This window comes from Acinetobacter haemolyticus CIP 64.3 = MTCC 9819 (assembly GCF_000369065.1).
Lineage (GTDB): Bacteria > Pseudomonadota > Gammaproteobacteria > Pseudomonadales > Moraxellaceae > Acinetobacter > Acinetobacter haemolyticus.
The window spans coordinates 20,655-43,198 of the sequence record NZ_KB849806.1; the positions used below are offsets into that span (position 1 = coordinate 20,655).

Sequence of the window (22,544 nt, forward strand, 5' to 3'; positions counted from 1 at the left end):
TTATAGATGTTTTTATGTCTATCTGCGGAACTACGTTTTTATTGAACAGCGTAGTCCGCGGTAAACATTGACAACACAGCCAATTAGGTCTATATTTCTCGATCAAGAAGCTTTGAATGGAATCTACTTCATTGCGCTTCTTACAAGACACAAAACATAAGATCGCCGCTCGGCAATAACAATTGTTTTCACATTTCTCTCTGAAACAATGAACCAGACTACTGAATCGTGGTTGTTTAAATACAATTACCTCAGCATGTATGTACGCGGTCGATTTTTTATTCTTCCCTTAACGTAGTCCTCCACTTATTCCATTCTGTCTGACCACTTATGAACTTAACTGAACTCAAGAAAAAACCCATTGGCGAACTCATTAAAATTGCGGAGTTTATGGGCCTTGAAGGCATGGCACGTAACCGCAAACAAGATATTATTTTTGCTATTTTAAAACGCCATGCGATGAATGGCGAAGAAATTTTTGGTGATGGCGTTCTCGAAATCCTTTCTGATGGTTTTGGTTTTTTACGCTCCGCTGCTGGTTCATATTTAGCTGGACCAGATGACATTTATGTCAGTCCATCCCAAATTCGTCGTTTTAACTTACGTACAGGTGACACGATCACTGGTACGATTCGCCCACCAAAAGAAGGTGAGCGTTACTTTGCCTTATTAAAAGTCAACCAAATTAATTACGACACACCTGAAAACTCACGTAATAAAATTTTATTCGAAAACTTAACACCTCTATTCCCAACCGAACAACTTGTTATGGAGTTGGGGAATGGTACAACTGAAGATTTAACAGCACGTGTTGTCGATTTGGTTGCGCCGATTGGTAAAGGTCAACGTTCAATCATTGTTGCACCGCCTAAAGCGGGTAAAACCATGTTATTACAGAACATCGCTCAATCGATCGTCCGTAATAATCCAGAAGTTTTTCTTATCGTACTTTTAATCGACGAACGTCCTGAAGAAGTAACAGAAATGGAACGTACTGTCCGTGGTGAAGTGGTTGCATCTACATTTGATGAAGCACCTGCTCGTCACGTACAAGTTGCAGAAATGGTCATCGAAAAAGCAAAACGTTTAGTCGAGCATAAAAAAGATGTCGTGATTCTGCTTGACTCGATTACACGTCTAGCTCGTGCATACAACACCGTGATTCCATCTTCAGGTAAAGTCTTGACGGGTGGTGTAGATGCACACGCATTAGAACGACCAAAACGTTTCTTTGGTGCAGCCCGTAATATCGAAGAAGGTGGTTCACTCACCATCATCTCTACTGCTTTGATCGAAACTGGCAGTAAAATGGATGATGTGATCTATGAGGAATTCAAAGGTACAGGTAACCAAGAGATCACACTTGATCGCCGTATTGCTGAAAAACGCGTTTTCCCTGCGATGAATATCAAAAAATCAGGAACACGTCGTGAAGAACGCCTCATGGACGAAGATAACCTTCGTAAAGTATGGATTCTCCGTAAACTGCTTCACCCAATGGATGAGTTAGCAGCAATGGAGTTCTTACTAGATCGCATGAAAGAAACCAAAACCAATGATGACTTTTTTGATCAGATGAAACGCAAAGCAGCAAACTAATCTACTGTGCGACCCAAAGCAGCCACCTTTATGGTGGCTGTTGTTATTTGGTTGACATGGTTACATAATGGTTACAATTTACCTTGTTTTTATCAAAAGTCACTATCCAATTGATTTAAATATAAATAAATATACCCTCAAAAGCATTTTGTTCAATATCTCCGATTTATAAACACTAATCCATAGTTATTTTCTATCAAAAAATAACCAATTTTTGTCCATTTTTGACGTTTTGCCAGACAGAATAGTAGTAATTCATGATGCGCTTTGATAGGATAGCAACTGACTAGTTAGGCTGCTCCCTGCGTTATTTCCTAAAAATTTTAGGAAAAATAAAAGCACAAACAGACTAACTCAGGTTCTTTTTAATCTCACAATTTTATGAGAGTGATGCCATGTTATTCAAAAAATTTGCTGTTATTGCTGCTGTTGCAACTACTTTAGCTTTCGTTGGTTGCTCTAAGAAAGAAGAAGCACCTGCTACTGACGCAACTGCTGCTGCTTCTGAAGCTGTAGCTGCTGCTTCTGAAGCTCAAACTGAAGTTGCTGCTGCTGCTTCTGAAGTTGCTGCTGCTGCTTCTGAAGTTGCTGTTGCTGCATCTGAAGCTGCTCCAGCTTCTGCTGCTCAATAATCTATTTATAGATTATAAAAAAAGAGAACCTTTGGTTCTCTTTTTTTACGCCTATACTTTCTGAGATTCAAAAAGTTAAGATGAAAAAGCAGATCAATCGACCTGCTCGTTCCCCACACGCTGTCTAAATTTTTGACCTGCTCTGAACGTTACTACACGGCGCGCAGAAATTGGAATCTCCTCACCCGTTTTAGGATTACGTCCAGGACGCTCACGCTTATCACGTAGCTCAAAATTACCGAATCCAGAAAGTTTGACTTGTTCGCCAGAAATTAATGCCTGACTAATTTCGTCAAAAAACAACTCGACCATTTGTTTTGCTTCACGACGATTTAAACTCGTTAGCTCACTTAAATGGTCCGCCATATCTGCTTTTGTTAATGCTGTCATGAGGCCCTCAATGTCGCTTGATAAGTGTTTTCCAACACTTGAATAATGTTATCCATACCAGATTTGATTTCAGCATCTTCAAGCGTACGAGCCGGATGTTGCCACAACAATGCAAAAGCTAAAGAGCGCTTGCCTTGTTCAACCCCTTGCCCCGTATACACATCGAACAACCATGTGGAGTCAAGTAACTCACCACCTGTTTGTTCAATCATGCGCTGAATATCTTTCACTTCAATATTATCAGAGATTAAAAGCGCAATATCACGTCTAACCGATGGAAAACGTGATAATTCTGTAAAATTAGATACATAAGATTGCAAAACTGCTTGCTGATCTAGCTCAGCAACCCATGTTGTACCCAAATCTAAATCATTTTCCAAAGAAGGATGCAAACGCCCCAAGTAACCAATTGACTGTCCATTTACCAAAATTTCAGCTGATTGTCCTGGGTGTAGCCATGCTCTCTGCGTACGAGCAAACTCTGCCTTCACTCGACCTGCTGCCAAAATTTCTTCAATTTCACCTTTAAAATCAAAGAAATCCATTGCTTGAGGTTTTACATGCCATGATTCAGGTGCAAGTGAACCCACAGCAATCAATGCCAACGTTGGAATCTGCTTAAGATCATGGATATCTTTTGCACCTTGATAGTCAAAACGTAAGCCTAACTCAAAGAAGCGGACACGATGTTGTTGACGATTCAAGTTATATTGCACACAAGGAATCAAGCTTGAAAGTAACGTACTACGCATCGCAGCTAGATCACTTGAAATCGGATTAGCCAACATCAAGGGCTGTACAGCTGGATTCAGTTGTTTTTCCAATTTTGCATCAGCAAAACTAAAACTAATCGCTTCTTGATAGCCTAAAGTTGCTACGGTTTGACGTAGTTGTGCAATTTCAAAACGATCTTGATACTTCTCTAACTTCACATCAATCTTTGGCAAACTGATTTGGATGTTGTCATAGCCATGAATACGTGCAACTTCTTCAACTAAGTCTTGATAGATTGCGATATCATAACGATGCGATGGAGGAATCACATTCCACTCACCTTGTGCTGTCGTTTCAACCACACAACCTAAACGCATCAACGCATCTGCGATAAAATCACCCGCGACCTCATAACCCAGTAGTTGATCCACTTGAGCCTGCTTTAACTGAATCGCTTCACGCGTTGGCAATAAAGCCACTTGTTCAGCAACCGTAATTGGACCAAACTCACCACCAGCAAATGTCTGAATCAACTCACATGCACGATGCATCGCGATGATTGGCAATTCAAAATCAACGCCACGTTCATAACGCTGTGATGAATCAGTATGTAAGCCAAAACGACGCGCACGACCAGCTATTGCTAAAGGTGCAAAAAATGCACTTTCTAAGAAAATATCTTGTGTTTCATCCGTAACAGAAGAGTCTAAGCCTCCCATGATGCCAGCAATCGCCAATGCTTTTTGATCATCCGCAATGACCATGATGTCATCTTGCAATTCAACTTCTTGATCATTTAGCAGCATCAATTTTTCTTTTGGCTGAGCTTGACGGACTTGAATCGAACCTTTTATCTTCGTCAAATCAAAAGCATGCATTGGTTGACCCAACTCAAGTAACACATAGTTGGTAATATCAACCAAAATACTATGGGTACGAATACCTGAGTGAGCTAGAGCTTGTTCCATCCACTCTGGTGTAGGGGCTTTCACATTCACATTTTTGATAATACGACCTAAATAACGCGGCGTACCTTCAGTCGTGATGATGACTGCTTTTTCATCAGTGATGGTTGCAGGAACAGGTTGAATATCAGGTTCATTCATCTTCAACTGATTGATTACTGCGATTTCTCGTGCAATACCACGAATACTAAAACAGTCACCACGGTTTGGCGTGATACTGATGTCAATCACATTGTCATCAAGTTTTAAATATTCACGGATATTCATGCCAACAGGTGCATCAGCAGGAAGCTCTAACAAGCCATCAATCTTGTCTTCTAAATCAATTTCAGAAGCACCACATAGCATGCCTTGTGATTCAATACCACGAAGCTTGCCTTTTTTAATTTTGAAATCGCCTGGTAACACTGCACCAATGGTGGCAACAGGTGCTTTCATCCCCACACGAACATTTGGCGCCCCACAAACAATCTGTAATGGCTCACCCGAACCAACATTTACAGTCGTGACACGCAAACGATCTGCATCTGGATGCTGCTCAACCGTCAGAACTTCACCAACAACCACGCCTGTAAATGGCTTTGCCACAGGCGCTAACTCATCAACTTCTAAGCCAAGCATGGTCAATTGATCAGACAATGTATTGCTATCAATTGCTGGATTAACCCACGTGCGTAACCAATTTTCACTAATTTTCATGTGTATAAACCTTATTTAATCCTGAAAAACTGTTTAGGCAAACTGGCGTAAGAAACGCACATCATTTTGGTAGAACATACGTAAGTCATTAATGCCATAACGTAACATTGCAAAACGCTCTACCCCTAAACCAAAAGCAAAGCCTTTGTACTTATCAGGATCAATACCTGCAGCACGTAATACATTTGGATGTACCATGCCACAGCCCAAAACTTCTAACCAACGACCACGCTCATCCATAATATCCACTTCAGCACTTGGCTCAGTGAATGGGAAATAGGATGGACGGAAACGTACTTTTAAATCTTTTTCAAAAAATTCAGTGAGCAAATTAATCAACAGACCTTTTAATTCTGCAAAACTGGTGTTTTCGGCAACGTACAAACCTTCGATCTGATGAAACATCGGTGAATGCGTTTGATCTGAGTCACAACGATAAACACGGCCAGGACACACAATACGGATTGGTGGCTGATTGGTTTCCATCGTACGGATTTGCACACCCGAAGTATGAGTACGGAGTAAATGAGTTGCATCAAAATAGAAAGTATCGTGCATTGCACGTGCTGGGTGATGCCCCGGAATATTCAATGCCTCAAAGTTGTGATAATCATCTTCAACTTCTGGACCATGTGCCACTTGGAAACCTGCTTTGGTAAAGAACTGACAAATACGCTCTTGAACTTGGGTCACCGGGTGGATACTTCCCATACGTTGACCGCGGCCAGGTAAAGTAATATCAATGGTCTCACTCGCTAATTTTTTAGCAAGCTCAGCTTGTTGTAATGTTTGTTGACGCTCAGTCAATGCAGCGTTGATCGCTTCACGAACAGCATGAATAGCAGCACCTTGTACTTTACGCTCTTCAGGATCCATTTTTCCAAGTGCTTTCGATTGCTCTGCAAGCTGGCTTTTTTTCCCTGTAAATTGCACACGTACTTGATCGAGTGCAGCAAGGTCTTGAGCCGCTGCAATGGCAGCAAGCGCTTCAGTGGTCAGGGCTTCCAGTGACATAGTAACTCTCAAAGCAACAAATTATAGAAATATAATAAAACGCTATAGTTTATCAGCTTTTTACCTATTTTTTGAAGATTAAGCCTATTGAAAAAACATATGTCGCAACAATTTGCTAAAATCTTTCTTATCGCTAAAAGTCAAAGAGTAAAAACAATGGCGCTCGATCAAATTTGGAAAGTTCAATTGACGCTTGTCAGCTATGGCAATGAGTTTTTACAACAAAATCTTCCCTTCAGTGTCTGGGTTGATCACCCCATCTTTGCTCAACATCATTTCGAGTTCCGTGACCTCCAGTCACAACATCTTTTAGCACAACACTTTCAAGTTTGGTTGGAAGGTTTAAAACGTCAAGGCGTTGATCGATTAAGCTTGCACAATGCACAGCTCTTACAAGATCACCAAAACCCTAACGCCAATGTTGAATTACTTCCCTATGCTCACTTCATCGTGAGCCATGAAGGTAAAAATAAAACTGCATGGATTTGTGGGCATGAACTTGCTGAGTGGTATCAACATGACAATCCTTTCGAAGCACCCACCTCACAACAAATTTCACTAAGACAGGATGTATTTTGGCGTTACCCACTTCCAGACTCAATTGCTAAAAAAGTGACCCAAGAATTAAAAAATAATGACTGGCACGAAATTGAAAAGTTTATTAACCAAGAGCTTTTTAGCCATAAATGCGCAGAAAACTTCTTAGAACCAGAACAAGTAGAGCTACCTTTTTATGGTTATGAACTAGAACACAGCCATTTAGATCATGCTGACTTGGCTATTATTCCAACCACCTATCAAGCAGATTCAGCTCATCAACTCATGTATCGTATGTCAGCATTGACAGATTTTATCGAGAATCAACGTCGCCATCCTTATAACACCGATGGAGAAATGTTAAGTCCTGAACAACAAATTGTCTTACGCAACTTCGGACAAAAAACAGATGACTTATTTGCGAAACTGATTTCAAGAATTGCTAACCACTATAAAAATATTGATTTTGAAATGCCGATGGAACCCTATGACCGTACTATGGATGTAGCGAAAACGCCAACTCAGGCAGCAGCCCAACATAAAATGAATCATATCAGTGTGATAAAATTAGTCTTCATCACGATCATCATTTGTGGATTGGCTTATTATTTCGGATTATAAATATCCGTGTAATCAAGCTCATCTTCATCAATATTCATAAAATCAGGCTCAGGTGTTTGCTCAAATTGCACTGCAAGAATATCGGAATGCTTGAGTAAACTTGCCTTTGCCACACGATGCATACCGTCCATCACTCGACCCTGCGCACAAAGAATAATTGGGTAATTGAGGTCTGCATCCTGAATCAATTGAATATGCTCAATGATTTGCTGAGTTGTTGGATATTCATCTGTAAACCAATAGGCCTCGTTGAGTTCTTGAATATCATTCAGTGCAACTTTTTTGACAATGAAATTTTGGGTCAGTTCTACTAAGCGATGAACATCCCAAATACAAGTATCGTCCCCCACTTGTCTAAAGTGATATTGTCTGCGCATGTTTTAATCCATCATTAATTTCAGATATGATAATGAGCCTAGCTTCCCACCAATAACAGCATATATAAAACGATGACCGATAATTACTGGAAGTTTATATTAGGTTTGCAACATAATGCTCAACTCTATTTTGACCATAAAATTGCTGAATATAAGATCGAACATAAATGGTGTGATATAACTCATGATCTGTTTCTGGTACGTGATTTAGAAACAAATGAATTACTCTATGATTCCATTTCACACTTAATTGCCGATCTCAGAGACCAACAGATTCAGCATTGCCAGCTCACTCCCTCAGACCTACTATTGCCTGAGTTTACCCGGCATTTTAAACAATTCATTTTTGATACAAGCAATTATCCTGTAGCCGTCTTCTTGGGAAGAGATCAAAATTTTGCTTTAGTTAAAGTACATGCAGAAAAAGTAAAGAAGTTCTCGACGTCTACAGATCCTCGTGAATTTCATGGTTTTGCATCCTCTCAAAGCTATAATAAATATCTATTGTTTACTCTCATCAGATTAGATCAAAAACAACTCCAGATTATTGATGCGTTCAACAAAAATCTGAATTGGAAAAACTTACATGAGGATTTTCAAAGTAGATTTTTAGATAGCCCATTTAATTTTAAACAAGATAAAAGTCTACTATTAACCAATAACCTATTTTTAAAAAATGAAATAAGCGATTATCCTCTTCTTGATGAGCCGAGCCCTGAATTCAATCTGGCATTTTCTTGGATAAATAAACTCGGTGACTTACAAGACCAAATTGGAACTGAAGTGGCAATGGCGCTAGCCTCAAGATCATTTCATGCTGATATTATTGATCAGAATTCTATAAAAATAGATCTTTTCCAAGAGGATCTAAACAATGCATTCATCAGCTTAGTTTCACATAGTGCAAATAGCTATGAGAAAGCATATGTGAATGAAGATTTTTCCTATATTCCTCCACACGCACTACAACATACATCCCAGATTAATAGTGAAACGAATAATGAACTGAACAGTGATAGCTCTACAGAAGAAAAACCAACTTCTGTTACAGCTTCGACACTTTATCTTATCTTCTTTTTAGCGGTTGTCATTGGGCTACTCTACGGGGTGTTCTGGTTAGTTAACCATTATGAATTCGCCAAATTCATGGTGATTACCTTTGGTGTGATTATTTTTCTAATGATATGGTCCAGAAAGTAAAGAATAAAGCATAAAAAAGACCGCTAAAAAGCGGCCTTCTTTGAATCTCTAAGCTTATGCAGCTAATGCGCCTTTAGCTTTTTCAGCTAAAGCAGCAAATGCTACTGCATCATGCATAGCGATGTCAGCTAATACGCGACGGTCGATGATCACTTGAGCTTTTTTCAAGCCATCGATCATGCGGCTGTAAGACAAACCGTTTTGACGAGCACCAGCATTGATACGCGCAATCCATAAAGCACGGAATTGACGTTTCTTTTGACGGCGGTCACGGTAAGCGTATTGACCAGCTTTGATTACCGCTTGGAACGCTACGCGATAAACACGTGAACGAGCACCATAGTAACCTTTAGCGCGAGCAAGAATTTTTTTGTGACGGCGATGAGCCACTACACCACGTTTTACACGAGCCATTTATAATCTCCTTAGATGTATGGGCACATAGCACGAACTGATGCAACGTCACTTACGTGAACCATTACACAACCGCGCAATTGACGGATACGCTTAGCAGATTTTTTGGTCAAAATGTGGCGCTTGAATGCTTGTTTGCGCTTGAAACCGTTTGCAGTCGCTTTAAAGCGTTTAGCTGCACCACGGCGAGTTTTTAACTTAGCCATAGTAACCTCTTTTAGTCACCTGTTCGGCTCGTTTGCACTATTGCAAATCGACCTGCAGGTAAGGAAGGCAGTATCATATAGCATCTTCGTTTAAATTTAAAGCAAAATTTCTGATCACAAAATACAATCGATTTGAGCCACATCAACAATGTCGAACTTACCTGGAGCTAACGAGAATCTACAACATAAACAGAAAGTAAATTAAGAAAATAATCCGAGATATAAGCCATACATAAACAAATAGCGTCCTGCTTTAGCAATTGTGACAATCAATAAGAACCGCCCAAAATGCTCTTTCATCAATCCAGCAATCAACGTAATCGGATCACCTATGATCGGCACCCAACTCAACAATAACGAGTAAAAACCATATTTATGATAGATCTGTTGTGCTTGCTGCAAACGTGGTTCTGAGACAGGAAACCACTTTTTATCTTTATAATGCTCTATTTTCAATCCCAACCACCAGTTAACACAAGAGCCCAAAACATTTCCAACTGTCGCAACAAGCAACAAATAAAATGGATTGGACATCCCCTGCACCAATAAAGTCATAAGCACAGCTTCAGACTGTAAAGGTAGTAATGTTGCAGCACCAAAAGCAGAGAGAAATAATAGAAAATAGGACATCAGGGTGTGAAAGCACTTACATAGAGATCAAAGCAATGCCCAGACAATATCACTTAAACTGATTCAATCAAAGTAAGTTTATCCCATGCTTGTCTAAGTTTCTGTGGGTTCATTTGTATCTTAAAAACCGCTTGTATTATTTCCCCAAACTCATGCGGGGTTGATAAAACCTTTTTATCAGATTTTTCTTTACCATGAATTCTCAATACCTGATCTTTCAATGTCATTCTGGCTTCCGTGGTCGCTGTAAATAACATTAAATGTTGAGTAAATAATGATTCAGGTGACGTTGATATATACCAATTGGCAATTTCCGCATCCGCCATCGCGATCTGTTGATCAGGATTAATTGCATACACATTGACCCATTCATTATGTAAAAAAACCTGAAGCATATACTTCACATCTGTCAGCACAGCCATGTCCAATCCACACTGTGCAACATCCACAAATCGAAACTGTTCCAAAGGTGTTGACTGCGCCTCTCCGATACAATCTAAAGATAGAATTGTTGTTGGTGTCATCCCCCCAAAGCCGGGATCATATAAAAATAATTGCTGATCGATTCGCACCAACGTGACTAAATGAGTACGGATAGGTGCTGTGGTATGTGCACTTTGATAATAGACACGACCTAATACATTATAAGCGTCATATCCCAACTCAGTTAATGCAATTCTGCTCAGAGTGCTGTGCTCCAAGCAATATCCTTCCCGATTTTCATATAATAATTTTTGAGCAAGTTGTTCAGGTACTAATGAGACTTCCTCCCCAAGAAAAGAGGATAGATTACCAAAAGGAATGTGCTCAACATGGTAACTTAGCAGAGTCTTTAAGTTCTCTAGCGTAGGTAAACAGTGCCCTTGAAAATCAAGTTTTTTTAAATAGTCTGTCGCGATTGTAGAGTTCATAACGCTTTATACTTGTTTTAAAATTACATTATCCTATACCGATCATCGAGCTTTAAGTCTAAAAATTACACAACTATAAAATAGTCACGCTGATAGGGCTAAATGCATGGTTTTAACACAGATTATTTCTTCATTTTGGCGACCTTAGATCGCACAGAAAAATTCACGACGGAAAAAATGAATGGAAAAGCAAATGCGACCCAAAATGTAAGGTCTGACGTTACAACTCGTTGATATAAACTAAGTTGGATACCATCATCTGAAACTGCCGCCCAGTCCATGGATACCGTATGATAAAGATAAGTGCTTAACAACAACGACAGGCTTAAAAAGCTCACGAAAAGCCAAGTGCTACCATATGAGTTTCTAGTTTCCACCTGCAGCCAAGCAAATAACGTAGAAAATAAAAGCCCCAATACACCGATCAAAGCAAAGACCAAAATCCCCAAATGATCTTCGGAATAGCGATTGTGTAGCAGAGCGCAGACGATTGCTGTAAGTACCAACAATCCCATCGCAATCGCCCAATGTCTCAGATAAAGTTGTTGTTTCACAACACGTATTATCCTACTTTGATCGATAAAGCTCTTTGTATGGCAGGACGTGCAGTTAAGCGATCGATATAATCTTTCACATAAGGATAATCTTCGAGTTGAATACTTTGCCACTCATAGCGTAATGCCCAAGGTAAAATCGCCATATCTGCGATCGAGTATTCACCAGCTACAAACTTCTGACCAACCAGCTGTTTATTCAAAACACCATACAGCCGTTTGGTTTCATTGATATAGCGCTCCGTCGCATAAGGAATACGCTCAGGTGCAAACTTGTTGAAATGATGGTTTTGCCCAAGCATCGGACCAAAACCACCCATTTGCCACATCAACCATTGCTCTACCTCAACTCGCTCTTGCTCATCAAGGGGATAGAACAATCCAGTTTTGCGACCTAAATATTGCAAGATTGCGCCAGATTCAAATACAGAAATTGGTTCACCACGTGGACCATTTTGATCAACGATTGCTGGAATTTTATTGTTTGGAGAAATCCTTAAAAAGTCTGGCTGAAACTGATCATTTTCTAAAATATTAATCGGGAAAATTTGATATTCAAGCCCCATTTCTTCTAAAGCAATCGTTATTTTATGGCCATTGGGGGTACCCCAATAATATAAGTCAATCATTTAGTTATCCTATTCATCTTTATCTTGACTGTTGTTGCGTTATATCACATTTTTCAGAATTTGATCAGCACAGCAGCACGAAAAAGAAACAATAAAATTATGTTTGCACAGAGCATATTAAAAGGTGTATTTGATTTTTATCGATTCGCCAAAAACTCTTTCGCCTTTTCCCCTACAAATCGACGACCAGCGTTATCCCCCTTGATCCACTCATCAACCGAAAACAGATCAAATAAACCTACTTTGACTAAGGTTGGGATAGCACACTCTAATTCAGCCTCCACCTCACCTCTTGTACCTGCATTATATAAATTAATATTATGCAACATGGTTGCTACAGTGCCTGTTTGTACCTGACTACCGTCTTTTAAGCGAACTTGAGGCAACACCTCACCCTCTTGCACCACTTTTTGATTTATTTCAGACAACTCATGTGTACCATTAACGATAGTCATCTTTTGATTCTCCAATGATAATATACTTTACTTTTCAACTAAAATTAACATAAATCTGCTCAAAAATTAAGCCTTGTTTCCACATTTGTATAAACAAAAAAACACCGCAATAGCGGTGTTTTTTTTATTAAGAAAAAATTACTTTTTCTTTTTCGGACCAAGCAGCATACCCATTTGGCGACCTTCCATTTTTGGAGGTTGCTCAACAACGCCAAACTCAGCCACATCAGCTTCAATTTTTTGTAATTGAGCAAGACCAAGCTGTTGGTGTGCCATTTCACGACCACGGAAACGTAAAGTAATTTTCACCTTATTTCCTTCTTCAAGGAAACGTAAAATTGCACGCAATTTTACTTGGTAATCACCTACGTCCGTCGCTGGACGTAACTTGATTTCTTTCACTTGCACTTGATGCTGTTTTTTCTTCGCATCTTTTTGCTTTTGCTTTAAGTCAAATAAGTGCTTGTTGTAGTCCATGATTTTACAAACAGGAGGTTCTGCATTAGCAACGATCTCAACAAGGTCAAGATCAGCTTCTTCAGCAGCACGTAATGCTTCATTTAATGAAACGACACCTTTCTGTTCCCCATCAGCAGCAACGAGACGTACTTCTTTCGCACGAATCTCATCATTAATGGCTGGACGGTTACTTTTAGCACCTTGTTGTTGGTTACGATCAGGCTGTTTAATCTTTATTACTCCACAATGTACCGGCCGCGTTCGGCAACGGCAGATTTCACTAAATCAATGAATGCATCAATTGACATAGTACCTAAATTTTTTCCTGAGCGTGTACGCACATTTACGGTGCCCTCTTCAACTTCTCGATCACCGAGAACCAAAAGATAAGGAATACGCTCTAGGGTACGCTCACGAATCTTAAATCCGATTTTTTCATTTCTCAAGTCAGAAATAGCACGAAGACCACTTTCTTTGAGTTTTGCAACCACTTGCTCACACGCATCTGCTTGTGAATCGGTAATATTCATCACACAAGCTTGAATTGGTGCAAGCCAAGGTGGCATGAAACCAGCGTAATGTTCAATTAGTATACCAATAAAACGCTCAAAACTGCCAAGAATTGCACGATGCAACATAACTGGTTGATCACGCTCATTGTCTTCAGTCACGTACGAAGCATCTAAACGGATTGGCAAGTTGAAGTCACACTGGATTGTACCGCACTGCCATACACGACCTAAGCAGTCTTTCAATGAAAATTCAATCTTCGGACCATAGAATGCACCTTCACCAGGTTGTAGATCCCATGCTAAGCCTGCATCATTTAAAGCATCAGCCAAAGATTTTTCAGCAATATCCCAAAGTGCATCGTCACCCACACGCTTTTCAGGACGTGTTGAAAGCTTCATTTGTACTTCTTCAAAGCCGAAGTCTTTATAAACATCTAAAGTCAGTTTAATAAAGTCTGCAACTTCTTGACCAATTTGTTCTTTGGTACAGAAGATATGCGCATCATCTTGAGTAAAGCCACGTACACGCATGATACCGTGTAAAGAACCTGATGGTTCATTACGGTGACAAGAACCGAACTCCGCTAAACGGATTGGTAAATCACGGTAAGATTTTAATCCTTGGTTGAACACTTGCACGTGACAAGGGCAGTTCATTGGCTTTACTGCATAATTACGACTTTCTGAGTGAGTCGTAAACATGTTTTCAGCATAGTTTGCCGCATGTCCTGATTTTTCCCAAAGCGTAAAGTCTACGATCTGTGGTGTCTTAATTTCTTGGTAACCATTGTCCTGCTGAACTTTACGCATGTATTGTTCAAGCACTTGGTAAATCGTCCAACCATTGGCATGCCAGAACACCATACCTGGCGCTTCTTCTTGCATGTGGAATAAGTCTAAAGCTTTACCAATTTTACGATGGTCACGTTTTTCAGCTTCTTCAATACGTTTGATATACGCAGCCAACTGTTTCTTGTCTGCCCAAGCTGTACCATAAATACGCTGTAACTGCTCATTCTTGGCATCACCACGCCAGTAAGCACCAGAGATTTTAGTGAGCTTGAATGATTTTAAGAATTTAGTATTCGGTACGTGCGGACCACGGCACATATCCAAATAATCTTGATGGTAGTACAAGCCCATTTGAGTTTCTTCTGGCATGTCTGCAATCAAGCGTAATTTATATTCTTCGCCACGTGCTGTGAATTCTGCAATCACTTCATCACGCGGTGTCATCTTTTTAATAACGTCATAATCTTGATCGATGAGCTTTTTCATACGCTCTTCAATCGCAGCCATATCATCCAAAGTAAATGGACGTGGCATCCAGATGTCGTAATAGAAACCTTCTTCGATCACTGGACCGATTACCATTTTCGCTTCAGGGAACAATTGCTTAACCGCATGTCCGACTAAGTGCGCACATGAGTGACGAATGATTTCTAAACCTTCTTCATCTTTCGGGGTAATAATCTGAACTGTTGCATCTTCTGTGATTAAATCACAAGCATCCACCAAACGATCATTGATACGACCAGCAACGGTATTTTTCGCTAGGCCCGGACCAATGCTCTGAGCAAGTTCCATCACGGAAATCGGTTGATCAAATTGCTTTTGATCACCATTTGGTAAAGTAATGATTGGCATAATAAAATCCTTAAGGAGTGATGCCCCGCACAATGGAGCATATCACCGCGAGATTATGTATTGAGGCGGACCTCAAAAAATAAAAAACGGCGGATAAAAAAGTACCCGAGATTTTACACAGGTTTAGACAAGGAAGAAACCTTTGATTGGAGAAAAACCCAAGTCAAAAATATATCTCAGACTAAAGCCTTAGTGATTTCGTGTCAGCAGCGTACTATGGTGATATAGATATATGGGGACTGCGGTCATTTTTAACACCCCAGCAAATTTCCTCATAAAATAAACATGGAGCAATACACATGGTTAGTGCATACGACGAATTACCCAAAAACCCAGCGAACTTTGTTGCGTTATCACCATTACGCTATTTAGAGCGTGCAGCTTATATTTACCCGAATCAGGCCGCAATTATTCATGGTAAACGTCAGATTACATGGCAACAAAGCTATCAACGCTGTCGTCAATTTGCACACCAACTGACACGTTTAGGTATCCAAAAGAACGATACCGTTTCTGTACTTTTACCAAATGTTCCAGCGATGATTGAAGCCCATTTTGCCGTTCCCATGGCAGGTGCCGTTCTAAATACGCTAAATACGCGCTTAGATGCCAAAACCATTGCCTTTATGCTAGAACATGCTGAAGCAAAAGTGCTTTTAGTTGACCCAGAGTTTAAAGCGATTGCAGAAGAAGCACTCACATATATTCATCAAGATATGATTGTAATTGACGTTTTTGATAATGAGTATGAAGGTGAACAACTGCCCCTTGGTCAATATGAATATGAGTCTTGGATAGCTCAAGGCGATCCTGAGTTTGAATGGTTACTTCCACAAGATGAATGGGATGCGATCAGCCTGAATTACACCTCGGGAACAACAGGAAATCCAAAAGGTGTGGTTTATCATCATCGTGGTGCTTACCTCAATGCAGCAAGTAATATTTTGGCATGTGGCATGAAACCTCGTGCTGTGTATCTTTGGACCTTACCCCTGTTTCATTGCAATGGCTGGTGTTTTGCATGGTCTATTGCCGCCAGTGGCGGAACCAATATTTGTTTACGTCGCGTCGATCCAACACTAATCTTTCAATATATTGCCGAACACAAAGTAGATTATTTCTGTGGCGCACCGATTGTTTTATCGATGCTGATCAATACGCCTCAGGAACAAAGAACCGCATTTGACCATCATGTGGAGGTGATGGTTGCTGGTGCTGCACCGCCAGTTGCGATTATTGAAGGGATGCGTAATATCGGCATCAATGTCAATCACGTCTATGGTTTAACCGAAACCTACGGTCCTTCAGCGCTATGTGCCTCACAAGCAGGTTGGAGTGAGTTATCTATCCAAGAACAAGCTCAATTGCATTCACGTCAAGGCGTTCCATACCCTCTACAAGACAGTATGCGAGTACTTGATCCTGAAACCATGCAACCTGTGCCAAATGATGGCGAAACCATGGGCGAAATCATGTTCCGTGGCAATATCGTCATGAAAGGCTATCTCAAAAACCCACAGGCCACTGAAGAAGCATTTCAAGGGGGTTGGTTCCATACCGGGGATTTAGCCGTATGCCATCCCGATGGCTATGCCAAAATCACGGACCGCTCCAAAGACATTATTATTTCAGGTGGGGAAAATATTTCTTCATTAGAAGTCGAAGATGTTTTGTATCGACACCCAGCAGTCATGACTGCAGCCGTAGTCGCAAAGCCTGATCCACGTTGGCAAGAGGTGCCTTGTGCTTTTATTGAATTAAAACAAGGTAGCACAACTTCACCAGAAGAAATTATTCTGCACTGTCAAAAAGAACTTGCACGCTTTAAAGTTCCTAAAGACGTGGTAATTACTGAGATCCCTAAAACATCAACTGGGAAATTACAAAAATTTATTTTAAGAGAATGGGCAAAAGAACGAGCTACAAGTGAGTTTGGAAATTAATTGCCTAAATGCAAAAGAAGTTTCCTTAGAAACTTCTTTTTTTCAAGTTAACCTTGATCAGATAACAGCGCGACTTGTTGTACGTAGTTTACAAACTTACGTTTAGAAGCTTCGAGCTCTTCCTCACTCACCTGTTGTTTGATGTCACGATGAATACGAAGAACATGCTGACGTAAAGTATGGCGTTCTGATGCATTAAATACTTTGCTGAATTCATTAATGATCGGATCACCTTGCTCAATCATACGATCAACCCAACGCATCAATTGCATTTGTTTCTTTGCACCTTGTTGCGGTGTGAGATAAGACAAAATTATGCTTTCATCTTCATTACGCAACAATTTGCCAATTCGCTGAAACTGACGACGACGTGCTTCAAATGAACTAATTTTTTGAACTTCAAGCAACGCATCTATCAGACGTTCATCCACAGGAAGTTTTTGAATTTGTTTTACATTCAATTGAGCCAATTGCTCACCTAAAGCAGCCATACGTTGTACAGCTTTCTTTTGCTCTGTTCTACTCGCACGCCCTTCTAATGACTCAAAATCTTCATCGGTATAACGTTGGGTACCACGTGCCACTATTACTCTGCCTCATAAAATTTTGCTGCGAACAGCGTTTGAATTTCTTCCAGTGCTTTGTCTTCATCAGCACCATCAATCACTAACCTTAATGTCGTGCCCTTACCCGCACCCAACATCAACAATGACATAATATTTTTTGCATCTACCAGCTTATCACCCTTACCAATTTGAATAGAAGAGCGAAATTTGGTCGTCACCTCAATCAGTTTACCTGATGCGCGTGCATGTAAGCCAAGTTTATTAATTACATCAATTGTTGTGTCTATCATGACCAGTGCTTCATTTCTCTATGTAAGATTTGGACAGCCCATTTTGCCTCAAGGGCTTGCTTGAGTCTATCCACGATATAAACTGAACGATGTTGTCCACCCGTGCAACCCACAGAAATGGTCATATAATGGCGATGCCCCTCTGCAAAAGCAGGTAGCCACTTTTCCAAGAAAGCATAAATATCAGCAAACATTTCATTGGTTTGCTGACTGCTCTCTAAAAATCGACGTACAGGTTCATCTAAACCAGATAAACGACGTAAATCTAAATCCCAATGTGGGTTAGGCAAATGACGGACATCAAATACATAATCAGCATCTAAAGGGATGCCATGCTTATAACCAAACGATTGCAAAATAACAATTAAGTTATCAGACTGCCCTAGTTTGGACAGTAAAATATGTTTTAAATCATGAACACTTTTATCTGTCGTATCAATATGCACTGTAGAGCGAAATTGTATCGGAATCAGCAGTTGCTTTTCTTCTTGTATACACTGCAATAAACTATTAAAACGGCTCGCTAAAGGATGCGGGCGTCTAGATGCACTAAAACGAGCAATCAAATCTTGATCTTGGGTAGTCAAATAAATGACATCAACTGAACCATGTCTTTTTAATTGCTCAAACACATGATCAAACTCTTGCATATCAGCACGTGTGCTTCGAATATCAACACCTAACGCCAATTGCTCCAGATTATTTTCATGATCAAGTTTCGCCACTATTTCAGGCAACAGTGCCAAAGGTAAGTTATCTATACAATAGTAGCCTAAATCTTCAAGCACTTGTAACGCTGAAGATTTTCCTGAACCAGATTGTCCTGTGACGATAAGAATACGCTTCATGGCATGTTGCCCTTTTTATTCTGAAGTTCTAAGTTTTAAAATTTACTTGTAAATTATCGATTAAACGCGTCGTACCTAATTTTGCCGCAACGAATAAAACCAAATCTTGATCAAATTGCGTAATCGGCTGTAAATTGGTTTGACGAGCTTCCACATAATCCACAACAAAACCTGCTTGTGTCAATTCAGTTGAGATATTTGCTAACACTTGCTCCAACACTTGACCATCATGCAATTGCTGTTCCGCTTTCTTTAACAACTGGTAAATTTTAGGGGCAATTTCACGTTGCTCTTGAGATAAATAACCATTGCGAGAACTTAAAGCCAAGCCATCCTCAGCACGCACGATGGGCACACCAATCACTTCCAAAGGCATATTTAAATCTTGTACCAACTGACGAATCACCGCGAGTTGCTGATAATCCTTTTGACCAAAGAAAGCATAGTCCGGCTGTACCATATTAAATAATTTGGTAACAACAACCGCCACGCCATCAAAATGACCAGGGCGAGACTTTCCACACAAATCATCGGTAATTTGCCCAACACTAATATTGGTCAAGCGTGGTTGTGTTCCATACATTTGCTCAACAGAAGGCGCAAAAATAATATCGCAACCCACATCCGCCAACAAACGACTATCTTGCTCTAAAGTACGTGGATAGTTATCAAAATCTTCACCCGCACCGAATTGAATTGGGTTGACAAAGATGCTCACCACAACCACATCACAAATCTTTTTAGCAGCACGAACCAAGGTCAAATGACCTTCATGCAAATTTCCCATCGTCGGGACAAAACCAATCATTTTTTTGTTGCTGCGTGCTGTTGCAAGTGACGCAGTTAAGCCTTGTATCGTTGTTTCAGTTTTCATGAATTAAAGCTCAACTTGGAAAGTATGTTCTTTAGCTGGGAAAGATTGGTCTTGAACAGCAGCATGATAGGCTTTAAATGCATCTAAAATTGCTGTTTCACCCGCCTGTTCTTTCATAAAATTACGGACAAAACGTGCAACTCGACCAAAAGTAAGCCCCAACATGTCTTGTGCAACCAATACCTGCCCATCTGTTTCATTACCTGCACCGATTCCAATCACAGGCGTATTTGGAAATAACTCAGCGATCTCTTTACCCAACTGAGCAGGAACGCATTCTAGCAGTAATACTGACGCACCTGCGTCAACCACAGCTTGACAATCTGCAATTAATTGATCGGCCGCTTCGCGTGTTCTTGCCTGCAATTTATAACCGCCAAACACATGTACTGATTGCGGCGTCAAACCTAAATGGACACAGACGGGAATACCATTGCGAGTCAACACTGTAACTAACTCACTGAGCCAAGCACCACCTTCAATTTTGACCATTTGAGCACCAACTTGCATCACGGCTTTAGCACTTTTTAAGCCATCTTCAAGTGTTGCATAACTCATAAATGGCAAATCAGTCATGATTAAGGCATGTGTATTTCCACGGCGGACTGCCGCAGTATGATAAGCCATATCTTCAACTGTAACAGGAAGCGTTGAATCTCTTCCTTGAATCGCCATCCCCAGAGAATCACCGATTAAAATCGTATCAATTTGAGCCAATTCCATTGCTTTCGCCATACTTGCATCATAGCAAGTCAGGCAAGAAAACTTGCGTCCGTCAGCTTTAAACTTTCTTAAGTCACTTAGACTAATCATGATGATGTCCTCTACAGGCGTTTTCAGAACGAAACAATCTTAAGCAGCCGCCCAAGATTGATCGGCTATTACAGTCAAGTTTGCTTGCTGTACCAGTTCTAAGTCTTTTAATGAATGACCATTTAATTGTAAATGAGCATCTAAATCTAATAAGGGAAGAATTACAAAATCACGTTGTAAAATACCAATATGGGGCACAGTTAAACGTTCATTTTGAATTTGTTCTTGACCATAGATTAACAGATCAAGATCTAGGGTTCGCTCTCCCCAACGTCGCAAACGAACACGCCCCGCATCTTGTTCTAACTGTTGCAATTGGTCTAACAAGTCAAGTGGTGTCAATGTCGTGTCCAGTTGAACAACAGCATTTAAATAATGTGGTTGATCTTGAGGTCCCATCGGTGGACTTTGGTAAAGACGAGAAACCTGAACTTCACCCAACATTGATAATTTCGCAACAGCTTCACGAAGAATTTGTTGCGAATCACCTAAGTTACTACCTAAACCGATATAAGTACGAATCGTCATTGAGTCGGTCCAAAAACGACTTGCTTTAAATCACGTTGCACACGTTTTCGCTTTAAAATTGGATGATCTGAATTGATTTGACCTGTATCTGCCGCCTTTTCAAGAAAACGATTTGCTGAATCACCAGCCCGCACACGCTCTTTTTTCGCACGACGATTTCTTGGTTCTGGAACATCAACCAATGGTTCAATTTCAGTATGCTTCAACTCTTCGGTGTCAGCAGCTTTACGTCGGGTCTTCGTACGTTGACGGTTATACTGACGAATAGCGGCTTCTTTTTGGTCAGTGGTCATTTCTTGGTAATTTTCCCACCAAACGCCCATACCTTCAGTGCTGGCATCACCTGATTTCTCACGTAGCAACAAGAAATCGAATCCTGCACGGAAACGCGCATGCCCAGCTAATGCTTCTATTTGTTGAGGTTTTGGATTGAGCAATCGACTTTGCATTTCCCAAACTTCACGAATAAAAGTTTCAGCAAAACGAGGAATAATCGTACGAGTTGCTTGACGCTTAAGCACATCAAGGCCTGCTTGAGCACGCGCTTCAGCTGGAACGACGCCTTTATTGAGATAAAAATCACAGCGCTCTAAAAAGGGTTTCCATAACAAGACCGCATAGAAAAAAGCAGGATTGATGGTTTTACCGATTTGAATTCGCTGATCAGTATTCTTGGCTGCACGCTCGATAAATGAGGTGATGTTTGGCGGAATTTCAGCAAACAATTGTTTCCAAACACCAAACTCAATCAACATCGGCAAAACCTGAGTGAGATGCCCCATAGTAAAGAGCTTTTGTGACTCATCATAAAGTCGATGTGGTGAAACATCACGCAATAATTGCGTCATCTCAACATCAAAAACGTCAAGAATGGATTGATCGATTTGAAAGTTCAGTTTCGCCGCAAAACGCAATGCACGCAACATGCGTACAGGATCTTCCTCAAAACGCTGAGCTGGCTCACCCAAAAACCGTAAAGTACGGGTTTTGATATCTTCAACACCTTGGCAGAAGTCCAGCACAACTCCCTTACGAGGTTGATAATAAAGCGTATTGATCGAAAAATCTCGACGAGCAAAATCCTGCTCAATTGTTCCCCAATTATTATCACGAAGAATCATACCAGAAGCACTGGTGACTGCTTTTTTCGGAGGGGCACGGAAGGTCGCGACTTCGATCAGTTCACGACCAGAATACACATGAGCTAACTCAAAACGTCGCCCAATAATACGACAACGCCGCCCAAACACTTCTTTTACTTGGGCTGGAGTAGCATTGGTTACCGCGTCAAAATCCTTTGGATTAAGACCTAACATCATATCGCGAACACCACCACCTACAATATATGCCTCATAACCTGCTTTAGTCAGACTATCGATCACATCTAATATTGAGGAAGGGAGTTGAGTTGTGGACAAACCACATTTTGACGCACGCAAAGTTTGCAAAAGACACTGTCTCCTACGTCAGGACGTAAATAACAATTTGTCGCTAATCATAGCTCTAACACACACAAA

25 protein-coding genes are annotated in these 22,544 nt (G+C 40.5%); 5 read left to right on the plus strand and 20 right to left on the minus strand.

All coding sequences use genetic code 11. The features are described from left to right. The first annotated feature begins 330 nt into the window (after nt 1-330). On the plus strand, nt 331-1,599 hold the full coding sequence (gene rho / locus F927_RS11940; protein ID WP_005085280.1) for a transcription termination factor Rho: 1,269 nt from the start codon (nt 331-333) through the stop codon (nt 1,597-1,599). Nucleotides 1,600-1,994: 395 nt separating this feature from the next. Next, complete coding sequence (locus tag F927_RS11945) at nt 1,995-2,231, plus strand: hypothetical protein (protein WP_005085282.1); 237 nt, start codon at nt 1,995-1,997, stop codon at nt 2,229-2,231. A 93-nt stretch (nt 2,232-2,324) separates the two neighbouring features. Here the strand turns inward: F927_RS11945 and F927_RS11950 are convergent, their stop codons facing one another. Genes F927_RS11950 through pheS form a run of 3 tightly spaced genes read right to left on the minus strand, consistent with a single transcriptional unit; the run spans nt 2,325 to nt 6,013 of the window. Next, complete coding sequence (locus F927_RS11950) at nt 2,325-2,621, minus strand: integration host factor subunit alpha (RefSeq protein WP_004637973.1); 297 nt, start codon at nt 2,619-2,621, stop codon at nt 2,325-2,327. After that, nucleotides 2,618-4,999 carry a phenylalanine--tRNA ligase subunit beta gene (gene pheT, locus F927_RS11955; protein WP_005085286.1) on the minus strand — a complete coding sequence of 794 codons (2,382 nt, stop codon included), beginning with the start codon at nt 4,997-4,999 and terminating at the stop codon, nt 2,618-2,620. Before pheT ends, F927_RS11950 begins: the two co-directional genes overlap by 4 nt. A gap of 33 nt (nt 5,000-5,032) precedes the next feature. Continuing rightward, nucleotides 5,033-6,013 (minus strand): phenylalanine--tRNA ligase subunit alpha, encoded by a 981-nt coding sequence (gene pheS / locus F927_RS11960; RefSeq protein WP_004637971.1) that lies wholly within the window; start codon nt 6,011-6,013, stop codon nt 5,033-5,035. A gap of 156 nt (nt 6,014-6,169) precedes the next feature. Between pheS and F927_RS11965 the strand changes: the two genes are divergently transcribed. Then, complete coding sequence (locus tag F927_RS11965) at nt 6,170-7,171, plus strand: hypothetical protein (RefSeq protein WP_005085288.1); 1,002 nt, start codon at nt 6,170-6,172, stop codon at nt 7,169-7,171. Here the strand turns inward: F927_RS11965 and F927_RS11970 are convergent. Further along, nucleotides 7,156-7,548: a hypothetical protein gene (locus tag F927_RS11970; RefSeq protein ID WP_004637969.1), complete on the minus strand. Its 393-nt coding sequence runs from the start codon at nt 7,546-7,548 to the stop codon at nt 7,156-7,158. The two genes, F927_RS11965 and F927_RS11970, sit on opposite strands and share 16 nt — an antisense overlap. Nucleotides 7,549-7,620: 72 nt before the next feature. Between F927_RS11970 and F927_RS11975 the strand changes: the two genes are divergently transcribed. Continuing rightward, the gene (locus F927_RS11975) at nt 7,621-8,748 is read left to right on the plus strand and encodes a hypothetical protein (RefSeq protein WP_005085291.1); all 1,128 of its coding nucleotides are present in this window, start codon (nt 7,621-7,623) and stop codon (nt 8,746-8,748) included. A 54-nt stretch (nt 8,749-8,802) separates the two neighbouring features. Here F927_RS11975 and rplT read toward each other — a convergent pair whose 3' ends face one another. The 9 genes from rplT to thrS all read right to left on the minus strand — a co-directional run bounded on the left by rplT (nt 8,803) and on the right by thrS (nt 15,165). Further along, a complete protein-coding gene (gene rplT / locus F927_RS11980) occupies nt 8,803-9,162 on the minus strand; it encodes a 50S ribosomal protein L20 (RefSeq protein WP_000124858.1) in 360 nt (119 codons plus the stop codon). Between the two features lie 11 nt (nt 9,163-9,173). Beyond that, nucleotides 9,174-9,368 carry a 50S ribosomal protein L35 gene (rpmI, locus tag F927_RS11985; protein WP_004637967.1) on the minus strand — a complete coding sequence of 65 codons (195 nt, stop codon included), beginning with the start codon at nt 9,366-9,368 and terminating at the stop codon, nt 9,174-9,176. Nucleotides 9,369-9,569: 201 nt separating this feature from the next. Continuing rightward, a complete protein-coding gene (locus F927_RS11990; RefSeq protein WP_004637966.1) occupies nt 9,570-9,998 on the minus strand; it encodes a YqaA family protein in 429 nt (142 codons plus the stop codon). A gap of 53 nt (nt 9,999-10,051) precedes the next feature. Beyond that, nucleotides 10,052-10,909 (minus strand): arylamine N-acetyltransferase family protein, encoded by an 858-nt coding sequence (locus F927_RS11995; protein ID WP_005085294.1) that lies wholly within the window; start codon nt 10,907-10,909, stop codon nt 10,052-10,054. Nucleotides 10,910-11,031: 122 nt separating this feature from the next. Next, nucleotides 11,032-11,463, minus strand: a complete 432-nt coding sequence (locus F927_RS12000; protein WP_017394385.1) for a hypothetical protein — start codon at nt 11,461-11,463, stop codon at nt 11,032-11,034. Between the two features lie 8 nt (nt 11,464-11,471). After that, nucleotides 11,472-12,092: a glutathione S-transferase N-terminal domain-containing protein gene (locus F927_RS12005; protein WP_005085297.1), complete on the minus strand. Its 621-nt coding sequence runs from the start codon at nt 12,090-12,092 to the stop codon at nt 11,472-11,474. A gap of 137 nt (nt 12,093-12,229) precedes the next feature. Continuing rightward, nucleotides 12,230-12,547 carry a DUF7709 family protein gene (locus F927_RS12010; protein ID WP_005085298.1) on the minus strand — a complete coding sequence of 106 codons (318 nt, stop codon included), beginning with the start codon at nt 12,545-12,547 and terminating at the stop codon, nt 12,230-12,232. Nucleotides 12,548-12,685: 138 nt separating this feature from the next. Next, the gene (gene infC / locus F927_RS16900) at nt 12,686-13,237 is read right to left on the minus strand and encodes a translation initiation factor IF-3 (protein WP_075316144.1); all 552 of its coding nucleotides are present in this window, start codon (nt 13,235-13,237) and stop codon (nt 12,686-12,688) included. Nucleotides 13,238-13,242: 5 nt separating this feature from the next. Further along, nucleotides 13,243-15,165 carry a threonine--tRNA ligase gene (gene thrS / locus F927_RS12020; protein ID WP_005085301.1) on the minus strand — a complete coding sequence of 641 codons (1,923 nt, stop codon included), beginning with the start codon at nt 15,163-15,165 and terminating at the stop codon, nt 13,243-13,245. 299 nt (nt 15,166-15,464) lie between these two features. Between thrS and F927_RS12025 the strand changes: the two genes are divergently transcribed. Next, on the plus strand, nt 15,465-17,108 hold the full coding sequence (locus F927_RS12025; protein ID WP_005085303.1) for an acyl-CoA synthetase: 1,644 nt from the start codon (nt 15,465-15,467) through the stop codon (nt 17,106-17,108). A 47-nt stretch (nt 17,109-17,155) separates the two neighbouring features. Here the strand turns inward: F927_RS12025 and yjgA are convergent, their stop codons facing one another. From yjgA to pcnB, 7 genes are read right to left on the minus strand one after another with little or no spacing between them, the layout of a single operon-like run. Continuing rightward, nucleotides 17,156-17,692 carry a ribosome biogenesis factor YjgA gene (gene yjgA / locus F927_RS12030; protein WP_004637958.1) on the minus strand — a complete coding sequence of 179 codons (537 nt, stop codon included), beginning with the start codon at nt 17,690-17,692 and terminating at the stop codon, nt 17,156-17,158. A gap of 2 nt (nt 17,693-17,694) precedes the next feature. After that, nucleotides 17,695-17,964 (minus strand): HPr family phosphocarrier protein, encoded by a 270-nt coding sequence (locus tag F927_RS12035; RefSeq protein ID WP_004637957.1) that lies wholly within the window; start codon nt 17,962-17,964, stop codon nt 17,695-17,697. Further along, nucleotides 17,961-18,812 (minus strand): RNase adapter RapZ, encoded by an 852-nt coding sequence (gene rapZ / locus F927_RS12040; protein WP_004637956.1) that lies wholly within the window; start codon nt 18,810-18,812, stop codon nt 17,961-17,963. Before rapZ ends, F927_RS12035 begins: the two co-directional genes overlap by 4 nt. Before the next feature lie 28 nt (nt 18,813-18,840). Next, a complete protein-coding gene (gene panC, locus F927_RS12045; RefSeq protein WP_004637955.1) occupies nt 18,841-19,686 on the minus strand; it encodes a pantoate--beta-alanine ligase in 846 nt (281 codons plus the stop codon). Nucleotides 19,687-19,689: 3 nt separating this feature from the next. Continuing rightward, nucleotides 19,690-20,499 (minus strand): 3-methyl-2-oxobutanoate hydroxymethyltransferase, encoded by an 810-nt coding sequence (gene panB / locus F927_RS12050; RefSeq protein WP_004637954.1) that lies wholly within the window; start codon nt 20,497-20,499, stop codon nt 19,690-19,692. Nucleotides 20,500-20,538: 39 nt separating this feature from the next. Further along, nucleotides 20,539-21,027, minus strand: coding sequence for a 2-amino-4-hydroxy-6-hydroxymethyldihydropteridine diphosphokinase (gene folK, locus F927_RS12055; RefSeq protein WP_004637953.1), 489 nt, complete (start codon nt 21,025-21,027; stop codon nt 20,539-20,541). After that, a complete protein-coding gene (gene pcnB / locus F927_RS12060; RefSeq protein WP_004637952.1) occupies nt 21,024-22,475 on the minus strand; it encodes a polynucleotide adenylyltransferase PcnB in 1,452 nt (483 codons plus the stop codon). Before pcnB ends, folK begins: the two co-directional genes overlap by 4 nt. Nucleotides 22,476-22,544: the final 69 nt, after the last annotated feature.